Genomic DNA, 19,124 nt, shown 5'->3' with positions numbered 1-19,124 from the left:
CCAGGGTGCCGTAGGTGCCGGTGAAGGTCCCGGGGGTGATCGGGCCGGCGTTTTCCCCGAGCGTCACGCGGTCGGCGCCTTGCACGTCGTTGCTCAGTACGTTGCCGTTGAGGGTCAGCAGGGTTTCCGAGGCGGTGCCATTGTTGTCATCGACTGCTTTGGGCACGTCGTCGATGATGCTGATATCCAGCGTACCGGTAATGCTGTCGCCATTGCTGTCGCTGGCCACCACGGTGACGTGTTCGGCAAGGCTATTGGCGCCCTCACCGCTTGCGTGGGTTTCGGCACGGTTGAGGGTGTAGCTGTAACTGACCACGCCCGTGGCCGGGTTGTAACTGGTGACGGTCAGTGTGCCGCCCAGCGGGGAGGTGATCGACTGCGGGAAGCCGGCCGCCACGCCGCCGCTGATCAAGTTGATCCCGCCGATGCTGAGGCTGCTCAGCCCGTCTGGCGCATTGATGGTGAAGGTGCCGCTTCGCGTCAGCGAGCCTTCGTTCCTCGCCGAACCGTCGGCCAGGTTGGCTTCATTAACGGTCCGCTCACCGTTCTGCTCCGACAGGCCGTCGAAGGTGACCGGATTGTTCGGCACTTGCGGAACCACCGGCGGCACCACAGGAGCATCGTCCGCTACAACGTTGTTGTCCGGATTAGCGTTCAGGCGCTCTTCGGGAAGTTCGGGAATGCCATTGAAACCGGCAGTGGGGAAGCCGATGATCGGATCGACTCGCCCGCCCACTTCTTCGAGCAGGACGAAACTATGGCCACTGCCCGGGATGCCACCCGGTACACCGGTAGTCGTGGCAGGCCCGGCAGCGGTGGCTTCAGCGGTCTGGGTCGGGTCGTCGCCGACCGCAATGGCTTTTTGCAGCTGTGCGACATCCGTCAGTTGCGCTTCGCTCGGCGTCACCGCCTCGGACGAGTCCACATGGGGAATCTGATTGGCGAGCAGCTGCGAGGTCATCTGCATGCTGCTGCCGCGCCCGAGGGTCAGTTCCTGGCCATTTTGCAGATGCACCGCCACCGCGCCCTCGACGCCGGTGCTCAGTTGGTCGCCGGCGAACAACCGGTCCCCTTCGACCAAAGCACGCCGGGTGCCATCGCTCGCAACCGCGAACACCTGACCGATGACCTTACTGACGATACCGATGAGCATAGCCATGTGCACTTCCTCCGCTGCCAACCGCTGTCGGCAGCTTGTTTGTGCGAAGAACGTGCTCACGGCTCAAGCGGGTTGTCTGGCGAATCGTGTTCCAGGTACCGGTTTACGTGAGTAAGCCTAGGCCCCGGCAACGATCTCGCCCAGCCAGTCGCTCACGGCGCTGTTTACGATTTTGGGGAAAACCCTCTGCAATCAACGGCATCGGATCCCTGTGCGCAACAACGTTGCCTGTGAGCGATGCGTAACGATCTTGAATCATCCAAGTGACAAAAAACCGTCGCCACCAGATCGCTCGCCTCCCTCCCCTCCAGCACTTCTCCGCTCTATGTCGATAAGTGGATTGGAACTTTCCTTAAAACCCGTAGAGCGCCCAAGAGCTCATAAAACAAGGGCTTTCGCATTGAACAATGTGCTGGATTTTGCAGGGCGCATAAGTTTTTTTTTGCATAGCGGTTATGAAAAAAATTTCTTAGCTACGCTCCAGAATGTTCTTAGCTCTTTTGTTAAAGATGTGAAACAACCTTAACTATAAATATCGTCAAATAATTGGCGACTGATAAGCACCATCAGGAATCAGGGAGATGCAACATGCGCCTATTAACCCCCCTCTGCAGCGCGGTTCTCTTGGCCATGGCCTGCTCGTCCCAGGTTCAGGCCATGACGCTGACTGAAGCGATCCAGAGCACCATCGCGACCCACCCGGAGCTGGCATCACGGGTGGACAGCCGTCTGTCGGCTGATGAGGACGTGAAGGTCGCCAAAGGGGGCTTTTATCCTTCGGTTGATTTGAACGCTGCCTACGGGCGCGCGTATAGCGATAACACCAATACCCGGGCGCTCACCCCCAGCGGGCACAACACCGAAACCCTCAACTACACCCAGTCGGAATTGCGCCTGCGACAAATGCTCTTTGACGGGTTCAACACCGCCAATGAGGTCGGACGCACCCAGGATGTGGTCAACTCGCGAGCCTATTACGCTCAGGGGACGGCTCAGGATCTGGCCCTGCGCACCACCGAGGTTTACCTCGAAGTACTCAAGCGCCGCGAACTGGTGACACTGGCCAAGAACAACCTGCAAGCGCACTTGCGGGTCAACGACCAGATCGGCCTGCGCACCCAGCGCGGCGTGGGCAGCAACGCCGATGCCGACCAGTCCGCGGCTCGCCGGGCACTGGCAGAAAACAACCTCGACACCGCCGAAGTCGATCTGGCTGACGCCGAGTCGAACTTCTACGCCGTTGTGGGGCGCATGCCCGATGAACTCGAAACCCCGCCGTCGATTCGCGGCGAAGTCCCCACCTCCTTGCCCGAAGCCCAGCAGAGCATGGTGGAAAACAACCCTTACCTGAAATCCGCCCAAGCCGACGTGCAATCGGCCGAAAGCCAGTACGAAGTCGCCAAGTCGCCGTTCTACCCACGCCTCGACGCCGAGGCTGCCGTGGGCGCGAACAACAACGTGCAGGGTGACGAAGGCCACGACAATGAATGGCGGGTCGGCGTGATCATGAACTACAACCTGTTCCGCGGCGGCAGTGACAAGGCGCGCCTGGCCTCCGACTCGCACAAGATCAACCAGGCCATGGACATCCGTAACAATGCCCTGCGCCAGCTCAACGAGAACATTCACCTGGCCTGGAACGCCATGGTCAATGCCAAGAAACAAACCCCGACCGCCCGTGAATACGCCGACACCAGCAAACGCGTACGCATCGCCTACCAGGATCAATTCGGCCTCGGTCAACGGACTCTGCTGGACCTGCTGGACAGTGAAAACGAACTCTACAATGCCAACCGTCGCTACACCGAAGTGCGCTACACCGAAGAGTTTTCGATGTACCGAGTCCTGGCGAACATGGGCCAGTTGTTGAGCAAACAACGGGTCGTACTGCCCGCCGACGCGATCGCCCAGACCGAAGTGAAAAACGAAGCTCGTCTGCCTGAAATGAAATAACCGAAATACCCGTGTAGGAGCTGCCGCAGGCTGCGATCTTTTGACTTTGCTTTTGAGCAGTCAAGATCAAAAGATCGCAGCCTGCGGCAGCTCCTACAGTGAGATATGCAGATACCTGTCGATTGCCGCAGAGCAACGGGAGCATTCAATGACCAGCATGGAACCCGGCAACACCGGTGTCGATCCACGCCTGAGCTTCGATGACCCGCTTCTGGACGGTCTGCTGATCCTCTGCAAACTCCACGGCGCGACGGTCAGTCGCGCCAGCCTGAGTGCCGGGCTCCCCATGGCACACCAACGCCTGAGCCTGGACCTGCTGCCCCGTGCAGCGGCCCGGGCCGGTTTACAGGCGCGCTTGCTGCGCCGTGACCTCAAAGACATCTCCCCGCTCAATCTGCCCGTACTGCTATTGCTCGACAACGGCCGCACGGCGGTCCTGCGCCGGTATGGCGAGGACGGCAAGGTGCTGATCCTTCCCAGCGAAGCCGACGGCGGCGAACAATGGCTCAGCCTTGAGGAACTGGCCGAACACTACAGTGGCCAGGCATTGTTTGCCCGGCCACGCCACGAACTCGAAGACCTGCGCTCGCCGTTGGTGCCACGGGTGCAGGCCTGGTTTCGCGATACGCTGAAGCTGTCGAAATGGTTGTACAGCGATGCGATCCTGGCGAGCTTCCTGATCAACCTGCTGGGATTGATGGTGCCGCTGTTCGTGATGCAGACCTACGACCGCGTAGTGCCGAACCAGGCCACTTCGACCTTGTGGGTGCTGACGATCGGTCTGCTGATCGGCACCGCGTTCGAGCTGGTACTGCGAGTCGTGCGCGCGCACTTGCTGGATTCCGCCGGCAAGAAAACCGACGTGATCCTGTCGGCCACCCTGTTCGAGCGCATCACCGGCATGGCGATGAAAGCGCGACCGGCGACCATCGGTGGCTTCGCCCAAAGCATTCATGACTTCCAGGGCCTGCGGGAGTTTCTCACCGCCGTGACCCTCACCAGCCTGATCGACCTGCCCTTCTGCCTGCTGATGCTGCTGGTGATCGGCCTGCTCGGTGGCTGGCTGGTGGTGATCCCGATACTGGCGTTTCCCATCACAATCATTTTCGCCATGGTGATCCAGGTACGCCTGCGCGATACCGTGCAGAAAAGCCTCAGCCTCGGCGCCGAACGCCAGGCACTGTTGATCGAAACCCTCAGCGGCCTGGAAACCCTCAAGGCCTGCAGCGCCGAAAGCGAACGCCAGCACAAATGGGAAAGCACCCACGGCGCCCTCACCCGCCTCGACAGCCACGCGCGCAACCTCTCGGCCCTGGCTACCAATGGCACGCTGTTCATCCAGCAACTGTCCGGCATGGCGACCATCGTCGCCGGGGTCTACAGCATCATCGCCGGCAACCTCAGCGTCGGTGCCCTGGTGGCCAGCTACATGCTCGGCAGTCGGGTGCTGGCGCCGCTGGGGCAGATCGCCGGCCTGATCACCCGCTACCAGCAAGCGCAACTGACCATGAAAAGCACCGACGCGCTGATGGGCCTGCCCCAGGAACGCGATGCCAAACGACGGCCTCTGGAACGAACCCAACTGCAAGGCGCGCTGGATGTTGTCGGCGTAACCTTCCACTACAACGGCCAGAGCTCTCCTGCCCTGGCCAATGTCAGCTTCAGTGTGAAACCCGGCGAGCGTATCGGCATCATCGGTCGCAGCGGCTCAGGTAAAAGCACCCTGGCGCGACTGGTGATGGGCTTCTATGAACCGGATGAAGGCCAGTTGCTGCTCGATGGCCTGGACCTGCGACAACTGGACGTCGCCGACCTGCGCCATCAAATCGGTTACGTCGCCCACGACCTGCCGCTGCTGGCCGGCAGCCTGCGCGACAACCTGACCCTCGGCGCGCGCTATATCAGCGACTCACGCATGCTCGAAGTGGCGGAAATGACCGGCGTCACCGAGCTGGCCCGGCAACACCCGCAAGGCTTCGACCGGCCCGTGGGCGAACGTGGGCAACTGCTGTCCGGCGGCCAGCGCCAAGCCGTATTGATGGCCCGGTCCATGTTGCTCGACCCGCCCATCATGCTGCTCGACGAGCCCACCAGCGCCATGGACAACAGCAGCGAAGACGTCCTGCGGCAAAAACTTCACGGCTGGGTCCAGGGTAAAACTCTCCTGCTGGTGACCCACCGCACCTCGATGCTGAGCCTGGTGGACCGGTTGGTGGTGCTGGACAACGGACGGATCGTCGCCGACGGCCCGAAAGAAGCGGTCATCGATGCACTGCGCAAGGGCCGTGTCGGCTCTGCGGCCGTCTAGGAGTCGTCCATGTCTGCCGATCAAGGATCCCGTGGCTACTTTGACAGTTTCAACAAAAGTGCCGAAACCGAGTTCATGCCGGAAACCGTCGGCGCCTCGTTGCAAGACTCACCGCGCTGGTCGCGCATCACCGTGTGGCTGGCCTCCGCGCTGGTGATCAGCGCACTGGTCTGGGCCAGATTCGCCGTGTTGCAGGAAGTGACCATGGGCGAAGGCAAGGCGATTCCGTCGAGCAAAGTCCAGGTGATCCAGAACCTGGAGGGCGGCATCGTCACTGAAATTTTCGTCCGTGAAGGACAAATGGTGAACAAGGGCGACACCTTGCTGCGCCTGGATGACACCCGCTACCTGTCGAACAAGGGCGAAAGCGAAGCCGATCGCTATGCATTGACCGCGCAGGTCGAACGGCTTTCGGCCGAAGCCGAAGGCCGGCCGTTCAAGCTGTCAGAAGAAGTGATCGCCAAGGCTCCGCAAGTGGCAGAAGACGAGCGCTCGCTGTACGAGCAGCGGCAACGCCGACTGGCCAGCGAGCAGCGCACCCTGACCGAGCAACTTCGGCAAAAAACCCAGGAGTTGGCGGAGTTCCGCTCGAAGCAGGGTCAATTCAGTTCAAGCCTGGCGCTGCTGCAACAGGAAATGAACATGTCCACGCCGCTGGTAGGCACGGGTGCGGTGTCACCGGTGGAAATCCTGCGCCTCAAGCGCAGCGCGGTGGAAATACGTGGCTCGTTGAACGCCACCACCCTGGCGATTCCCCGGGCGGAATCGGCGATCAACGAGATCAAAAGCAAGATCGATGAGTCGGAACAGACCTTCCGCTCGGAAGCTGCCAAAGAACTGAACGAGAAACGCACCGACCTGTCGAAAATCACGGCATCGAGCATCGCCATCGACGACCGCGTGACCCGTACCACCGTGGTCTCCCCGGTTCACGGCATCATCAAGGTGTTGAAGGTCAACACCATCGGCGGCGTGGTCCAGCCCGGCAGTGACATGGTGGAAATCGTGCCGCTGGAAGACAACCTGCTGATCGAAGCCAAGGTCCGCCCGCAGGACGTTGCATTCCTGCATCCGGGCCAGAAAGCCATGGTCAAGTTCAGTGCCTATGACTACACCATTTACGGCGGCCTGAGCGCCAAGCTGGAATTGATCGGCGCCGACACCATCACCGACGACAAGGGCAACAGCTTCTATCTGATTCAGGTGCGTACCGATAAAAACCATCTGGGCGGGGATGTGAAACCGCTGCTGATCATCCCGGGGATGGTGGCAACGGTGGACATCATTACCGGGGAGAAAACGGTGCTGGATTACTTGCTTAAACCGGTGTTGAAGGCGCGGACCGAGGCGATGCGGGAAAGGTAAGATCAAATGATCGCAGCCTTCGGCAGCTCCTACAGGGGATCGCGTATTACCTGTAGGAGCTGCCGAAGGCTTGGTTCGCGCTCGGGCGATCTTTTGATCTTTAACCACCGTGATTACGCTGGTAAACCTCCTCCCCCATCGCCGCGATCTGCCCCTCGATCAACGCCTCGAACGGCTTCAACAACGGCGCAAACGAAGTCGGCGCCTCGAGGGTTTCCAGCGCTTGCACAATCGCCTCCACCGTCGATAACGCTCCCGGCCCCGGCGCCTTGCGCAGCCGATAACGGGACACTCCGCCTTCGGCCAGCGTCACCCTCGGCAACGCCGCCAGCAACGGGTTGAGGTGCAACATCTTGCGCGCTTTGCGCCAGGTGCCGTCCGGGACCACCAGCAACAGCGGTTCGTCTGTCGCGGCACAGGCTTGCATCGGCTGCGCATCGTCACCGGGAAACAACAACCGCGCCCGATACCCCGGCTGACTCAACAACGTCGGCAAGTCCTCGAACACTTCCCCCACGATCAACTCGGCATTGTTCAAGCCCAACGCCGCCAGCCGCGCCGTATTCAGCGCATGGCTCACTTCGCTCGGATGCTGCAACAGCAACACCCGGGTGCGGCTGTCGAGGCTTGGGATCAATGGGCACAGGCAGTGGCTTTGCGGGCGCAGGCAGCGCGGGCACTGGATTCTGGACATCTTCTCAGGCCTGATTCAGTTGGGCTTTAAGCAAGTCGCGGAACGTCTGGATCAGCGGCTCGCGGCTACGCCCCCGACGCACGATCATCGAGAACGGCGCTTGATAACCGAAGGTCGCCGGCAGCAACACCCGTAAGTCCCCCTTGTCGGCCCAGGCCTGGGCGTAGTGCTCCGGCAGGTAACCGATGTAGGCGCCGGACAGCACCAGAATCAACTGGGCTTCCATACTTTCCACGGTCGCGGCGCTGTGTTTGAAGCCGTGACGCGCCAGTTCAGCCTGGCTCCAGTAGCCACGGCCGACCATGCGCTGCTGGGTGATGACTTGCTCGGGAATACGCCGCTCGTTGAACAGTGGATGCCGCGAGCTGCAATACAACCAGTGTTGTTCACGGTACAGCGGCATGTACACCAGACCGCTCATGCGCGTGGAAAATGCGCCGATGGCCAGGTCGAGACGGTTGTCCTGCACGCCGAGTTGCAATTCGTAAGGGCTCATCACCGACAGGTGCAAGTGCACGGCCGGGTGTTCCTGGCTGTAGGCGCCGATGGCTTCGGCGAACGGCAGGGCCTTGTCGCTGACAGTGGAATCGATTACCCCGAGATTCAAGGTACCGCGCAACTCACCCTTGAGGGCGGCAGCGTACTGCTCGAAGCCTTCGAGCTCGCCCAACAGGCGCAGGGTTTCCTGATGGAACAGCTCGCCCTTGCTGGTCAGGCTGAAACCGCCACGACCACGATGGCACAGCACCAGGCCAAGAGCCGCTTCGAGCTGGCTCATGTAGGTGCTGATGGCCGACGTCGAGAGATTGAGCGCCTGCTGGGCATTGGCGAAGCCCTGATGGCGCACCACGCTGACGAAGATGCGCAATAGTTTCAGGTCAGGTAAAGCGTTGGCCATTGGGGCTCTCCAAACACCGCTCGAATTTCAGCTGGCTCTGGCTACAGCCAGGTAGGAGCTGCCGCAGGCTGCGATCTTTTGATCTTGACTCTGTGCGGTCTGAGATCGCTGAAGACCGCTGAAAATCAAAAGATCGCAGCCTGCGGCAGCTCCTACAGGTTTATCTGCAGCTTTCGTGTTGCAGTGAAGTCTATCGACCTCGCGCACATTAGTTTAGAAAAATCTGAACTAAGTATTTGCCCATAGCGATTCTTCCCGGCCACTACATTTCGCAGAATCGGCGCCACAAGGTTCGCCCGTACTCCCGTGTACGGCTTACCTGAATAATTAAAACAACGACGATGAGGTCCTACCCGTGGACAAGATTCTTCACCAGCCACTGGGCGGCAACGAAATGCCGCGCTTCGGCGGCATCGCCACCATGATGCGACTCCCCCATTTGAACACCGCTGCCGGCCTGGACGCTGCCTTCGTAGGTGTGCCACTGGACATCGGCACCTCTCTGCGCCCTGGCACCCGCTTCGGGCCTCGCGATATCCGCACCGAATCGGTGATGATCCGTCCTTACAACATGGCCACCGGTGCTGCGCCGTTCGACTCGCTGTCGGTTGCCGACATCGGCGATGTGGCGATCAACACCTTCAACCTGCTGGACGCCGTACGTATCATCGAAGAAGCCTACGACGACATCCTCGAACACAACGTGATCCCCCTGACCCTGGGCGGCGACCACACCATCACCCTGCCGATCCTGCGTGCCATCCATAAGAAGCACGGCAAGGTCGGCCTGGTGCACATCGACGCTCACGCCGACGTGAACGATCACATGTTTGGCGAGAAAATCGCCCACGGCACCACCTTCCGTCGCGCTGTTGAAGAAGGCCTTCTGGATCCGGACCGTGTCGTGCAGATTGGCCTGCGCGCCCAGGGCTACACCGCTGACGACTTCAACTGGAGCCGCAAACAGGGCTTCCGTGTGGTTCAGGCCGAAGAGTGCTGGCACAAATCGCTGGAGCCCTTGATGGCTGAAGTCCGCGAGAAAGTCGGCGGCGGTCCTGTCTACCTCAGCTTTGACATCGACGGCATCGACCCAGCCTGGGCACCGGGCACCGGCACTCCGGAAATCGGTGGTCTGACGACCATTCAGGCGATCGAGATCGTTCGTGGCTGCCAAGGCCTCGACCTGGTCGGTTGCGATCTGGTAGAAGTCTCGCCCGCTTACGACACCACCGGTAACACCTCACTGCTGGCCGCCAACCTGCTGTACGAAATGCTCTGTGTACTGCCTGGCGTAGTCCACCGCTGAGGAATGCTCGTGAACGAACGTGATCAGGTTCTGAAAGCCGCCGCCGATCTGGTGTCCGCTTTTGCCCGTAACGATCGGGAAGCCTACTTCGGCGCGTTCAGTGCCGATGCCAGCTTTGTCTTCTACACCCTCGAACAGCCCCTGCTGTCGCGCGACGCCTATCAGGCGATGTGGGACGGCTGGCGCACCGAGGATGGCTTCGAGGTGCTCTCATGCACCTCGAGCAACGCTTTCGTCAGCCTGCAGGGTGACGTGGCGATTTTCATCCATGACGTAGCCACCGAGTTGCGCATGCAAGGGGAGCAGCACTTTAGCCAGGAGCGCGAGACGATTGTTTTCAAGAAACAAGCGTCTGGCCAAGAACAACAAGGCCTATGGCTGGCCTGCCACGAACATTTGTCCGAGATGCCGGAAGGGCTGCCACCCCCTTAGCCAACACAGGTGACGCTCACGTTTGATGAGCGCGCCTTTATGATCGGAGCTGATCATGAATAACAACAACAAAGACCAAAGCCTTACGCAAATTGAAACCCACGGGGTCGAACAGATCCCGGACAACGAACGCACCGCAAGCCCGACGGACTTGTTCAGGATGATTTTCGGTGGTTCCAACACCTTCGCCACCGCCGTTCTTGGCAGTTTCCCGGTGCTGTTCGGCCTGTCTTTCCAGGCGGGCGTCTGGGCGATTGTGCTGGGCGTATTGCTGGGTTCGCTGATCCTCGCGCCAATGGGCCTGTTCGGCCCGATCAATGGCACGAACAACGCCGTGTCTTCCGGTGCGCACTTCGGCGTGCACGGGCGGATCGTCGGTTCGTTCCTGTCGCTGTTAACCGCCATCGCCTTCTTCTCGCTCTCGGTGTGGAGTTCGGGTGATGCGCTGATCGGTGGCGCCAAACGCCTGATCGGCCTGCCGGAAACCGACCTGACCCTGGGCCTGGCCTATGGTCTGTTCGCGATTCTGGTACTGACCGTATGCATCTATGGCTTTCGTTTTCTGCTGTGGGTCAACAAGATCGCGGTGTGGAGCGCCAGCCTGCTGTTCCTGCTGGGTGTCTTCGCTTTCGCCGGTCCCTTCGATGCGAACTACGCCGGCACCGTCAACATGGGCCAACCCGGTTTCTGGGCTGCCTTTATCGGTGCTGCGCTGGTGGCCATGAGCAACCCGATTTCCTTCGGTGCGTTCCTCGGCGACTGGTCGCGCTACATCCCGCGTGACACCTCCAAGCGCCGCATCATGGCGGCGGTGGTGATTTCGCAGATCGCGACGTTCATCCCGTTCCTGTTCGGCCTGACCACCGCGACCATCGTGGCGATCAAGGCGCCGGACTACATCGCAGCCAACAACTATGTCGGCGGCCTGCTGGCGGTATCGCCGAGCTGGTTCTTCCTGCCGGTGTGCCTGATCGCGGTGATTGGTGGCATGTCCACCGGCACCACATCGCTCTACGGCACTGGCCTGGACATGTCCAGCGTGTTCCCACGTGTACTGTCACGGGTCAAGGCCACGCTGCTGATCGGCGTGATGTCGATTGCCTTCATCTTCATCGGGCGCTTCGCGGCCAACCTGGTGCAGAGCGTGTCGACCTTCGCCGTGCTGATCATCACCTGCACCACCCCGTGGATGGTGATCATGATCATCGGCCTGCTGGTGCGTCGCGGCTTCTACTGCCCGGATGACCTGCAAGTGTTCACCCGCGGCGAGAAAGGTGGCCGTTACTGGTTCACCCACGGCTGGAACTGGCGTGGCCTGGGCGCCTGGATCCCGAGCGCGGCCGTCGGCCTGTGCTTTGTGAACCTGCCGGGGCAGTTTGTCGGGCCGCTGGGCGAAATGGCCGGTGGTATCGACATCAGCCTGCCAGTGACCCTGGGCCTGGCCTCGGTGGTGTACCTGGCGCTGCTGAGCCTGTTCCCGGAAGCGCGCGAAGTGTTCGGCCCGAACGATTCACGCAGCAAGAGCACGGATTCGCTCGCTAAACCGGCGATGCGTCAAGCCGCCTGATTTTTTGAAGACAGGGCCATGAGGTGACCTCTGTGGCGAGGGAGCTTGCTCCCGCTCGACTGCGAAGCAGTCGCAAAACAGGCTAATGGGTTTCTCCTGAAGAAATGCCTTTGCAGGGTTTGGGGCTGCTTCGCAGCCCGGCGGGAGCAAGCTCCCTCGCCACAATGGGGTTCTTTCCCATCACTGCAGTTTTAGTTCCACCATAAAAAAGACAATCGGAGAAACGCCATAATGGCTTTGGATTTATTCGTCGTACTCATCTACGCCGCCGCGATGCTGATACTCGGCTACTACGGCATGCGCAAGGCCAAGACCCACGAGGACTACCTGGTCGCCGGTCGTAACCTCGGCCCGAGCCTGTACATGGGCACCATGGCCGCCACCGTCCTGGGCGGTGCGTCCACCGTGGGCACCGTGCGTCTGGGTTACGTGCATGGCATCTCCGGTTTCTGGCTCTGCGCCGCACTGGGTTGCGGGATCATTGCGCTGAACCTGTTCCTCGCCAAACCATTGCTGAAACTGAAGGTGTTCACCGTCACCCAGGTGCTGGAAAAACGCTATAACCCAATGGCCCGCACCGCCAGTGCGACTATCATGCTGGCCTACGCCCTGATGATCGGCGTGGTTTCAATCCTGGCCATTGGCACCGTACTGCAAGTACTGTTCGACCTGCCATTCTGGGTCTCTGTACTGGTGGGTGGCGGTATCGTCGTCATCTACTCGACCATCGGCGGCATGTGGTCGCTGACCCTGACCGATATTGTGCAGTTCGGTATCCAGACCGTCGGCCTGATGTTCCTGCTACTGCCGATCTGCCTGTACCGCGTGGGTGGTTGGGATCAACTGGTTGCCCAACTACCGGCTGCGAGCTTCAGCTTCACCAGCATTGGCTGGGACACCATCATCACCTACTTCATGATCTACTTCTTCGGCATCCTGATCGGCCAGGACATCTGGCAACGGGTATTCACCGCGCGCAGCGAGAAAGTTGCCAAGTACGCCGGTACTTCGGCCGGTATCTACTGCATCATCTATGGCCTGGTTTGCGCACTGATCGGTATGGCTGCACACGTGCTGATCCCGGACCTGGACAATGTCAACAATGCCTTCGCCGCTATCGTCAAAGTCTCGCTGCCGGACGGCATCCGTGGCCTGGTGATCGCTGCGGCCCTGGCGGCCATGATGTCCACCGCCAGCGCCGGCTTGCTGGCTGCGTCCACCACCTTGACCGAAGACCTGCTGCCAAAGTTGCGCGGAGGCAAAGAGTCGAACATTGCTACCAACCGCTTGTTTACCCTGCTGACCGGCATTGTCGTGCTGGGCATCGCATTGGTGGTCAATGACGTCATCAGCGCGCTGACTCTGGCCTACAACCTGCTGGTAGGCGGCATGCTGATCCCGCTGATGGGGGCGATCTTCTGGAAACGCGCCACCACGGCCGGTGCAATCGCCGCCATGGCATTGGGCTTCATTACCGCCCTGATATTCATGTTCAAGGACGGAATGGATGCCAACTCGCCGATCTACTTCAGTCTCGGTGTCAGCCTGGTGAGCTTCGTGTTGGTCAGCCTGCTGTCCCGTCGCCCGGTGACTGTGGCCAGCGCTACCTAAACTGAAAAGAATGGAATGACTTTTTCTTCGACGAGTGTGGCGTCGGTTGCCATACTCGTTTTTTTTCGTCTGGAGAAAACATTTATGAAGATTGTTTCTCGCGACCAGTGGTTCGAAGTGAAACATCTCAGTGACGGCATCCGTCTGATTCACGAGCCGTACATCCGCCCCTTCTACCGCTGCAACCTCTGGCACATCCAGGGTAGTGACAAAGACCTGCTGCTGGACAGCGGCTCGGGCCTGGTCAGCCTGCGCGAGCAACTGCCGTGGATCACCGAGCGGCCGCTGGTGGCGGTGGCCAGCCACTGCCATTTCGATCACATCGCCGGTCATCACGAATTCACCGAGCGCCTGGTGCATCCGGCCGAGGCGGACATTCTCGCCGCGCCGGATGGCGACAACGACCTGAGCAAAGCCTTTGTCGGCGACGACATGTTCGAAGCCCACCCCGATTGCCCGTTGTGCTACGCCGAATACCGGGTCAAAGCGGCACCGGCCACAGGGTTTATCGAAGATGGAGATGTGCTGGACCTGGGCAATCGGGTGTTGCAGGTCGTGCACACACCGGGACACTCGCCGGGTGGCATCTGCCTGTACGAAGCCGCCACCGAGACTTTGTTCAGCGGCGACATCATCTACGACGGCCCGCTGGTCGAAGACGCCTACCATTCCAACCTCGATGATTACGCCCGCAGCCTGCAACGCTTGCACGCGCTGCCGATCCGTACGGTGCATGGTGGACATTTCGGCAGTTTTTCCGGGGAATATTTGCGCAACATGATTGACGAATGGCAGCGCTCACACGGCTAAAGCCTGCTGTACTCAACGGCAGTAACTGCTCCGGCACAGAGAATAAAACCGCCTCCTCCTCGAAGAGCGCTCATGAAAAAAGCTGCCGTTCGTGCTGTCGTGCACCGCTACATCAGCCGCCTGCTGGAAGGCCGGGATGACTTCGACGACAACGTCAGCCTGGCGCAATTGGGATTGGATAAAGAAGATATCGAAGAGCTGATCTTCCATCTGGAAGATGAACTGGGTGTGACGGCGTTGACCGCCAGGGAAGACCGGATGCTCAAGACCGCCAGGACGGCGAATGATTTGAGCCGGTTTTTGCTGGAGATTGGGCGGTATTGAGACTGATCGCCAGGTGCGCCCCTAACAACGACGCAACCTATGTGGCGAGGGAGCTTGCTCCCGCTCGAGTGCGCAGCACTCGTAAAAACCTGCAAACGTGCACCTTGGGGCCGCTTCGCAGCCCAGCGGGACGGTGCGGCGATCCGACAAGCTCCCTCGCCACAGCAAGCCCCTCATCAGTCAGATAACATCAGCCGTTACCGGCGACGCTGCTGGCGTCGGCGCTGTTCGTCGTCAGTACGAACTGGCACGGGTTGCAGAGGCGGCTCGATCAAACCGAGAGCCACGCCCAGGTCATGCAGCCAGTTTTGAATTTTCTCTTTCATGGTGCCCCCTTCAGGGTAGTGCCGAGCGGCCAAAATTCTGTAGCCCCTTCGCACAGATAATAGTCCGAAGTCCTACGCAATGCTCGCGCAAAGTCGCAACGATCTGTTACTGAATCCATCACAATCAGCCTGTGTTCAGGCAATTTCCTGCGCCTGCACCGGTGCCGGCGGAAAAACCACCTGCTGCTGCTCGATCCAGGCATTCAGGTTGGCCCCGACCATGCCCTTGCGCCACATCAGCCAGGTGGTAGCGCTGGCGAACGGCTCGGCCAGCGGATGCACCGCCACACTCTCACGGCCCGGCAGGCTGGCGAGCATCGCCTGCGACATCAGCGCCACACCGGAACCGGCAATCACACACGCCAGCATCCCCGGATAGGACTCGATCTCCATCGCCCGGCCCATGGCCGCGTGGTCATGGGCGAACCAGGCCTCCAGGCGCATGCGGTAGGAGCAGCCCTGGCGAAAGGTGAACACCGAACGACCTTGCACATCCAGTGCGCTGCGCACGGGCGGATGATCGGCCTCGCTGATCAGCACCAGGCGCTCGTCGCACAAGGGCACCCCGTCGAGCCCGGCCAGTTCCATGGGGCCATCCACCAGTGCCGCATCGAGTCGGCCGGTGAGCAGGCCTTCGAGCAATTCACCGCTGGGTCCGGATTGCACTTGCAGGTTCACGGCCGGATACAGGCGGTGGTAGCGCGCCAATAGCCGCGGAAGATGAATCGCCGCTGTGCTGTACATGGTGCCGAGCACGAAGTCGCCCGCCGGTTGCCCGCCCTGCACTGCCGCGCTGGCTTCGTCGCGCAAGGCAAACAGCTTGGCGGTGTAGTCCAGCAGGACTTTTCCCGCAGGCGACAACTGCAAGCGCTGACGCTCGCGCAGGAACAGTTCGACACCCAGTTGCTCCTCCAGCTGTTTGAGCCGGGTCGACAGGTTCGACGGCACTCGATGCAGCCGTTCGGCGGCTCGGGTTATGGACCCTTCTTGCGCCACCGCCTGGAAGATGCGCAATTGGCTGAACTCCACGACACTCTCCAAAAAAGAACAAGTTGCTCACTATTATTCATTTTTAAAGAAAGTCAACCAGTCCTAGCCTGACGGTCATCGATCCTCTGAACGGAATCCAGACCATGTCTCCCTTGATTCGCTTATTCGCCAGTTTCGTTGCCCTGATGATGGCCATGGGCATCGGCCGCTTTGCCCTGACACCGCAACTGCCGCACCTGCTCAGCGAAGGTCAGATCGACCTGACCGCCGCCGGGCTGATTGCCGCTGCCAACTACCTCGGGTATTTCATTGGTGCGGTGGACGCCATGTTCTCCCGGCGTCCACCGCAAGTGCGCCGGCGCTTGCTCGGCGGGTTATGGCTCTGCGTACTGCTGACCCTGGCGTCGTTCTGGGCCAATGGTTTCTGGTCGCACCTGCTGCTGCGCTTCGGCACCGGTGTGGCCAGCGCCTGGGTGCTGGTGATGATCACTGCCCTGAGCCAGCCGCTCGCGGCAGCGGCCGGTCGCCCACGATTAGGCGCCCTGGTCTTCGCCGGACCAGGTTTGGGGATTTTTCTGACAGGTTTACTGGCCTTGGGCTCGAATCTGCTGGGCCAGACCTCCGCTACCTTATGGCTGGTGTACGCCGCCACAGGGCTGGCGATACTGCTGGGGATCCTGCCATTGCTGCCACAACCGGGCGCCACCGCGACTGCTGCGCCCAGCGCCAACGCATCGCACACCCAAGGCATCGGTCGTCTGGGCTGGATCTATGGCTTGTACGGATTGGGCTACATCATCCCGGCGACCTTTCTGTCGCAGATGGCCAACGCGCAATTCCATGGCCAATGGCAGGCCGATCTGTTCTGGCCGTGCTTTGGCCTGGCGGCTGCCACGGGTGTGGTGCTGGTGAGTCTGCGTCGCCAAAGGCCGGGAGCAACGCGCCACTGGTTGATGGCGACGTTATGGCTGCAAGCCGCTGGCGTGTTCGCCTGCCTGCTGGGTAACGGGCCAGGTCTGGCGTTGGGTGTGATCCTGTGCGGCACGCCATTCCTGGCTTGCATGCAACTGGTGATGCAACGCTCCCGGGAACTGGCGCCCCACGCTACCCAGCGCAATGCCGGCCTGCTGACGGCCTGCTTCGCCGTGGGCCAACTGAGCGGGCCATTGCTGGCGGCGCTGAGCAGTCATTTCAGTGGCGGTTTGCAGCCGGCACTGGTGGTCGCCGGCTGCGGTCTGTTGATCGCCGGCGGTCTGTTGCTCGCGCCGGTCAGTGCTGACCGAGGGCTTTGCGCAAACGACGGCGCAGCCACTGCTCAGCACTGACAAAGGTGATGCCCGTCAACACCAGCACTGCACCGATGACGAAGTTCAGGCTCAGTTCCTCGCCGAGCAGCACCACACCGAACGTGACGCCGAACAATGGCGTCATGAACGAAAACACCGCGATGTTGGCCGCCAGGTAACGGCGCAGCAGCCAGAACCAGATCAGGTAACTGAAGAACGACACGACCACGCCCTGAAACAGCACACTGGCGACCGCCACGCTGGTCAGGCTGACATGGGTGATCTGGCCGCTGAGCAGCGCAATCAACAACAAGCCGAAGAAGCCGACAATCAACTGATAGAACAGCGTCAGGGTCACCGGCGCTTCCGACAGGCGCGAGGCGCGCACCACTACCGTGGTCGCGCCCCAAGCCGCGCCCGCCAGCACTCCCAGGGCATCGCCCATCAACATGCGGTAATCAAGGTTGTCCCAGGACACCCCGCCGGCAAAGGCGATGGCAATTCCGACAAAGGCCAGGACAATCCCCAGCCATTGCAACGGGCGCAAACGCTCACTGGGCAGCAACCAGTGCACACCCAATGCGGTGAAGATCGGCGCGGTGTAAAGGAACACCGACATGTGCGCCGCCGTGGTCAGTTGCAGGCCTTCGGAAATGAAGAAGAACTCCAGGCCGAACAAGGCACCGGCCAACAGACCGCCGCGCCATGTCGTACCCACCTGGTTCCAGCCGCCCTTCCAGCAAATCAGCAGCCCGACCAGCAACGCCGACATGCCGGAACGTCCGGCCGCCTGCATCACCGGCGCGATATCGGCCGCCGCCCACTTGATCATTACTTGTTGAACGCCCCAGACCAGGCACAACCCGAGCATCACTTGCAGGGCAAACCCGTCGGCGCTACGCCGGGTAGCGCTCACCGGAACACCTCGAAGACACAATCCATGGCAAGTGGGATCAACTGAGCTCGATGCGGTCGGCATGAATGACAATCTGGCCATTCTTGTACAACGCACCAATGGCCTTCTTGAAGTTGCCCTTGCTGACACCAAAAAGACTGCTGATCAACGCTGGATCGCTCTTGTCGCTGACCGCCAGGCTGCCGTTGTTTTCACGCAACCTGGCGAGGATCTTCGAGTTCAGGCTGGTGGCCGCTTCCTGGCCGACCGGCTGCAGGCTCAGGCTGATCTTGCCGTCGGCGCGAACTTCCTTGATGAAGCCCTTCTCTTCTTTACCGGCGCGCATGAACTTGAAGATTTCGTTCTTGTGGATCAGGCCCCAATGCTTGTTGTTGATGATGGCCTTGAAACCCATGTCCGTCGCTTCGGCCACCAGCAGATCCACTTCCTGACCCGCGGTGTAATTGGCCGGGGTCTTGTCCAGGTAGCGATCCAGGCGCGCGGTCGCGGTGATGCGACGGGTGTGCTTGTCGAGATAGACGTGCACCACCACATACTCGCCTGCCGTCATCTGACGCTTCTCTTCGGAGAACGGCAGCAACAGGTCTTTCGGCAACCCCCAGTCCAGGAATACGCCGATGCTGTTGACTTCAACAACTTTCAAACTGGCGAATTCACCGACTTGAACTTTCGGTTTTTCAGTAGTTGCGATGAGTTTGTCATCGCTGTCCAGATAAATAAAAACGTTGAGCCAGTCTTCATCTTCGCTAGGAGTATCTTTTGGAATATAACGATTAGGCAGAAGGATTTCGCCATCCGCACCACCGTCCAGATATAAACCGAAGTTAGTGTGTTTAACCACTTGCAAACTGTTGTAACGCCCGACTAAAGCCATGTCCAATACCCTCATTGCGTGGGCGGCATTCTACCCGGTTTTAGGCGCCGCGTTCGGCACCCGGCCCGGTGGTACGAGAAATTCCTCTGAAGACCTTGATTTTCCGGGGCTCGCATCGAGCACCTGGCCGCTCGTCAGACCGATCCGGGGATTTACGCCATGCCCAGGCCAGCGTAACGTGGTATTTTTTCAGGCAATGTTCTTAGTTAAAACAGCGGCTTAGACGCCTATTTCGAATACTGGCCGATGCCTGATTACCCCGACCTCACAATTATGGCGAGGGGATATTTGCCAAGCAATTATCA

The 19,124-nt window shown here is 60.3% G+C and carries 17 protein-coding genes; 10 read left to right on the top strand and 7 right to left on the bottom strand.

The window, feature by feature from the left end:
- Window positions 1-1,159, bottom strand: a 1,159-nt coding sequence (locus C8K63_RS30965) for a retention module-containing protein (protein WP_256594980.1), incomplete at its 3' end; no start/stop codon positions are given.
- Window positions 1,160-1,747: 588 nt separating this feature from the next.
- Between C8K63_RS30965 and C8K63_RS21850 the strand changes: the two genes are divergently transcribed.
- The 3 genes from C8K63_RS21850 to C8K63_RS21840 all read left to right on the top strand — a co-directional run bounded on the left by C8K63_RS21850 (window position 1,748) and on the right by C8K63_RS21840 (window position 6,785).
- Window positions 1,748-3,112: a TolC family outer membrane protein gene (locus tag C8K63_RS21850; protein WP_108218575.1), complete on the top strand. Its 1,365-nt coding sequence runs from the start codon at window positions 1,748-1,750 to the stop codon at window positions 3,110-3,112.
- A gap of 148 nt (window positions 3,113-3,260) precedes the next feature.
- Window positions 3,261-5,420 carry a type I secretion system permease/ATPase gene (locus C8K63_RS21845; RefSeq protein WP_108218574.1) on the top strand — a complete coding sequence of 720 codons (2,160 nt, stop codon included), beginning with the start codon at window positions 3,261-3,263 and terminating at the stop codon, window positions 5,418-5,420.
- Window positions 5,421-5,429: 9 nt separating this feature from the next.
- Window positions 5,430-6,785: an HlyD family type I secretion periplasmic adaptor subunit gene (locus C8K63_RS21840; RefSeq protein ID WP_108218573.1), complete on the top strand. Its 1,356-nt coding sequence runs from the start codon at window positions 5,430-5,432 to the stop codon at window positions 6,783-6,785.
- 100 nt (window positions 6,786-6,885) lie between these two features.
- Here the strand turns inward: C8K63_RS21840 and C8K63_RS21835 are convergent, their stop codons facing one another.
- On the bottom strand, window positions 6,886-7,479 hold the full coding sequence (locus C8K63_RS21835) for a tRNA-uridine aminocarboxypropyltransferase (RefSeq protein WP_108218572.1): 594 nt from the start codon (window positions 7,477-7,479) through the stop codon (window positions 6,886-6,888).
- A 4-nt stretch (window positions 7,480-7,483) separates the two neighbouring features.
- A complete protein-coding gene (locus C8K63_RS21830) occupies window positions 7,484-8,377 on the bottom strand; it encodes a LysR family transcriptional regulator (protein WP_108218571.1) in 894 nt (297 codons plus the stop codon).
- Window positions 8,378-8,732: 355 nt separating this feature from the next.
- Here C8K63_RS21830 and speB point away from each other — a divergent pair, with 355 nt between their 5' ends.
- The 6 genes from speB (at window position 8,733) to C8K63_RS21800 (ending at window position 14,427) form a co-directional block, all read left to right on the top strand.
- On the top strand, window positions 8,733-9,683 hold the full coding sequence (gene speB, locus C8K63_RS21825) for an agmatinase (protein WP_108218570.1): 951 nt from the start codon (window positions 8,733-8,735) through the stop codon (window positions 9,681-9,683).
- Between the two features lie 9 nt (window positions 9,684-9,692).
- Entirely contained in the window at window positions 9,693-10,115 is a 423-nt protein-coding gene (locus C8K63_RS21820) for a nuclear transport factor 2 family protein (protein WP_108218702.1), read from the top strand.
- Between the two features lie 55 nt (window positions 10,116-10,170).
- The gene (locus C8K63_RS21815) at window positions 10,171-11,682 is read left to right on the top strand and encodes a cytosine permease (RefSeq protein WP_108218569.1); all 1,512 of its coding nucleotides are present in this window, start codon (window positions 10,171-10,173) and stop codon (window positions 11,680-11,682) included.
- 231 nt (window positions 11,683-11,913) lie between these two features.
- Window positions 11,914-13,293, top strand: a complete 1,380-nt coding sequence (locus tag C8K63_RS21810; protein WP_108218568.1) for a sodium:solute symporter — start codon at window positions 11,914-11,916, stop codon at window positions 13,291-13,293.
- Window positions 13,294-13,377: 84 nt separating this feature from the next.
- Window positions 13,378-14,103, top strand: a complete 726-nt coding sequence (locus C8K63_RS21805; RefSeq protein ID WP_108218567.1) for an MBL fold metallo-hydrolase — start codon at window positions 13,378-13,380, stop codon at window positions 14,101-14,103.
- Between the two features lie 72 nt (window positions 14,104-14,175).
- Window positions 14,176-14,427: a phosphopantetheine-containing protein gene (locus tag C8K63_RS21800; RefSeq protein ID WP_108218566.1), complete on the top strand. Its 252-nt coding sequence runs from the start codon at window positions 14,176-14,178 to the stop codon at window positions 14,425-14,427.
- A gap of 197 nt (window positions 14,428-14,624) precedes the next feature.
- Here C8K63_RS21800 and C8K63_RS30960 read toward each other — a convergent pair whose 3' ends face one another.
- Window positions 14,625-14,753 (bottom strand): PA1414 family protein, encoded by a 129-nt coding sequence (locus C8K63_RS30960; RefSeq protein WP_007972508.1) that lies wholly within the window; start codon window positions 14,751-14,753, stop codon window positions 14,625-14,627.
- Window positions 14,754-14,888: 135 nt separating this feature from the next.
- Complete coding sequence (locus C8K63_RS21795) at window positions 14,889-15,782, bottom strand: LysR family transcriptional regulator (protein ID WP_108218565.1); 894 nt, start codon at window positions 15,780-15,782, stop codon at window positions 14,889-14,891.
- 104 nt (window positions 15,783-15,886) lie between these two features.
- Here C8K63_RS21795 and C8K63_RS21790 point away from each other — a divergent pair, with 104 nt between their 5' ends.
- Window positions 15,887-17,068: an MFS transporter gene (locus C8K63_RS21790; protein WP_108218564.1), complete on the top strand. Its 1,182-nt coding sequence runs from the start codon at window positions 15,887-15,889 to the stop codon at window positions 17,066-17,068.
- On the opposite strand, the gene C8K63_RS21785 is transcribed toward C8K63_RS21790, so the two are convergent.
- Together C8K63_RS21785 and C8K63_RS21780 are read right to left on the bottom strand one after the other, a co-directional pair.
- Window positions 17,013-17,945 carry a DMT family transporter gene (locus C8K63_RS21785; RefSeq protein WP_108218563.1) on the bottom strand — a complete coding sequence of 311 codons (933 nt, stop codon included), beginning with the start codon at window positions 17,943-17,945 and terminating at the stop codon, window positions 17,013-17,015. The two genes, C8K63_RS21790 and C8K63_RS21785, sit on opposite strands and share 56 nt — an antisense overlap.
- Before the next feature lie 37 nt (window positions 17,946-17,982).
- Window positions 17,983-18,819 carry a S1 RNA-binding domain-containing protein gene (locus tag C8K63_RS21780; protein WP_108218562.1) on the bottom strand — a complete coding sequence of 279 codons (837 nt, stop codon included), beginning with the start codon at window positions 18,817-18,819 and terminating at the stop codon, window positions 17,983-17,985.
- Window positions 18,820-19,124: the final 305 nt, after the last annotated feature.

The organism is Pseudomonas sp. GV085 (genome assembly GCF_003050925.1).
Taxonomy (GTDB): domain Bacteria; phylum Pseudomonadota; class Gammaproteobacteria; order Pseudomonadales; family Pseudomonadaceae; genus Aquipseudomonas.
Note: the sequence above shows the minus strand (reverse complement) of the source record. Positions and strands in the feature narration are given on the sequence as shown.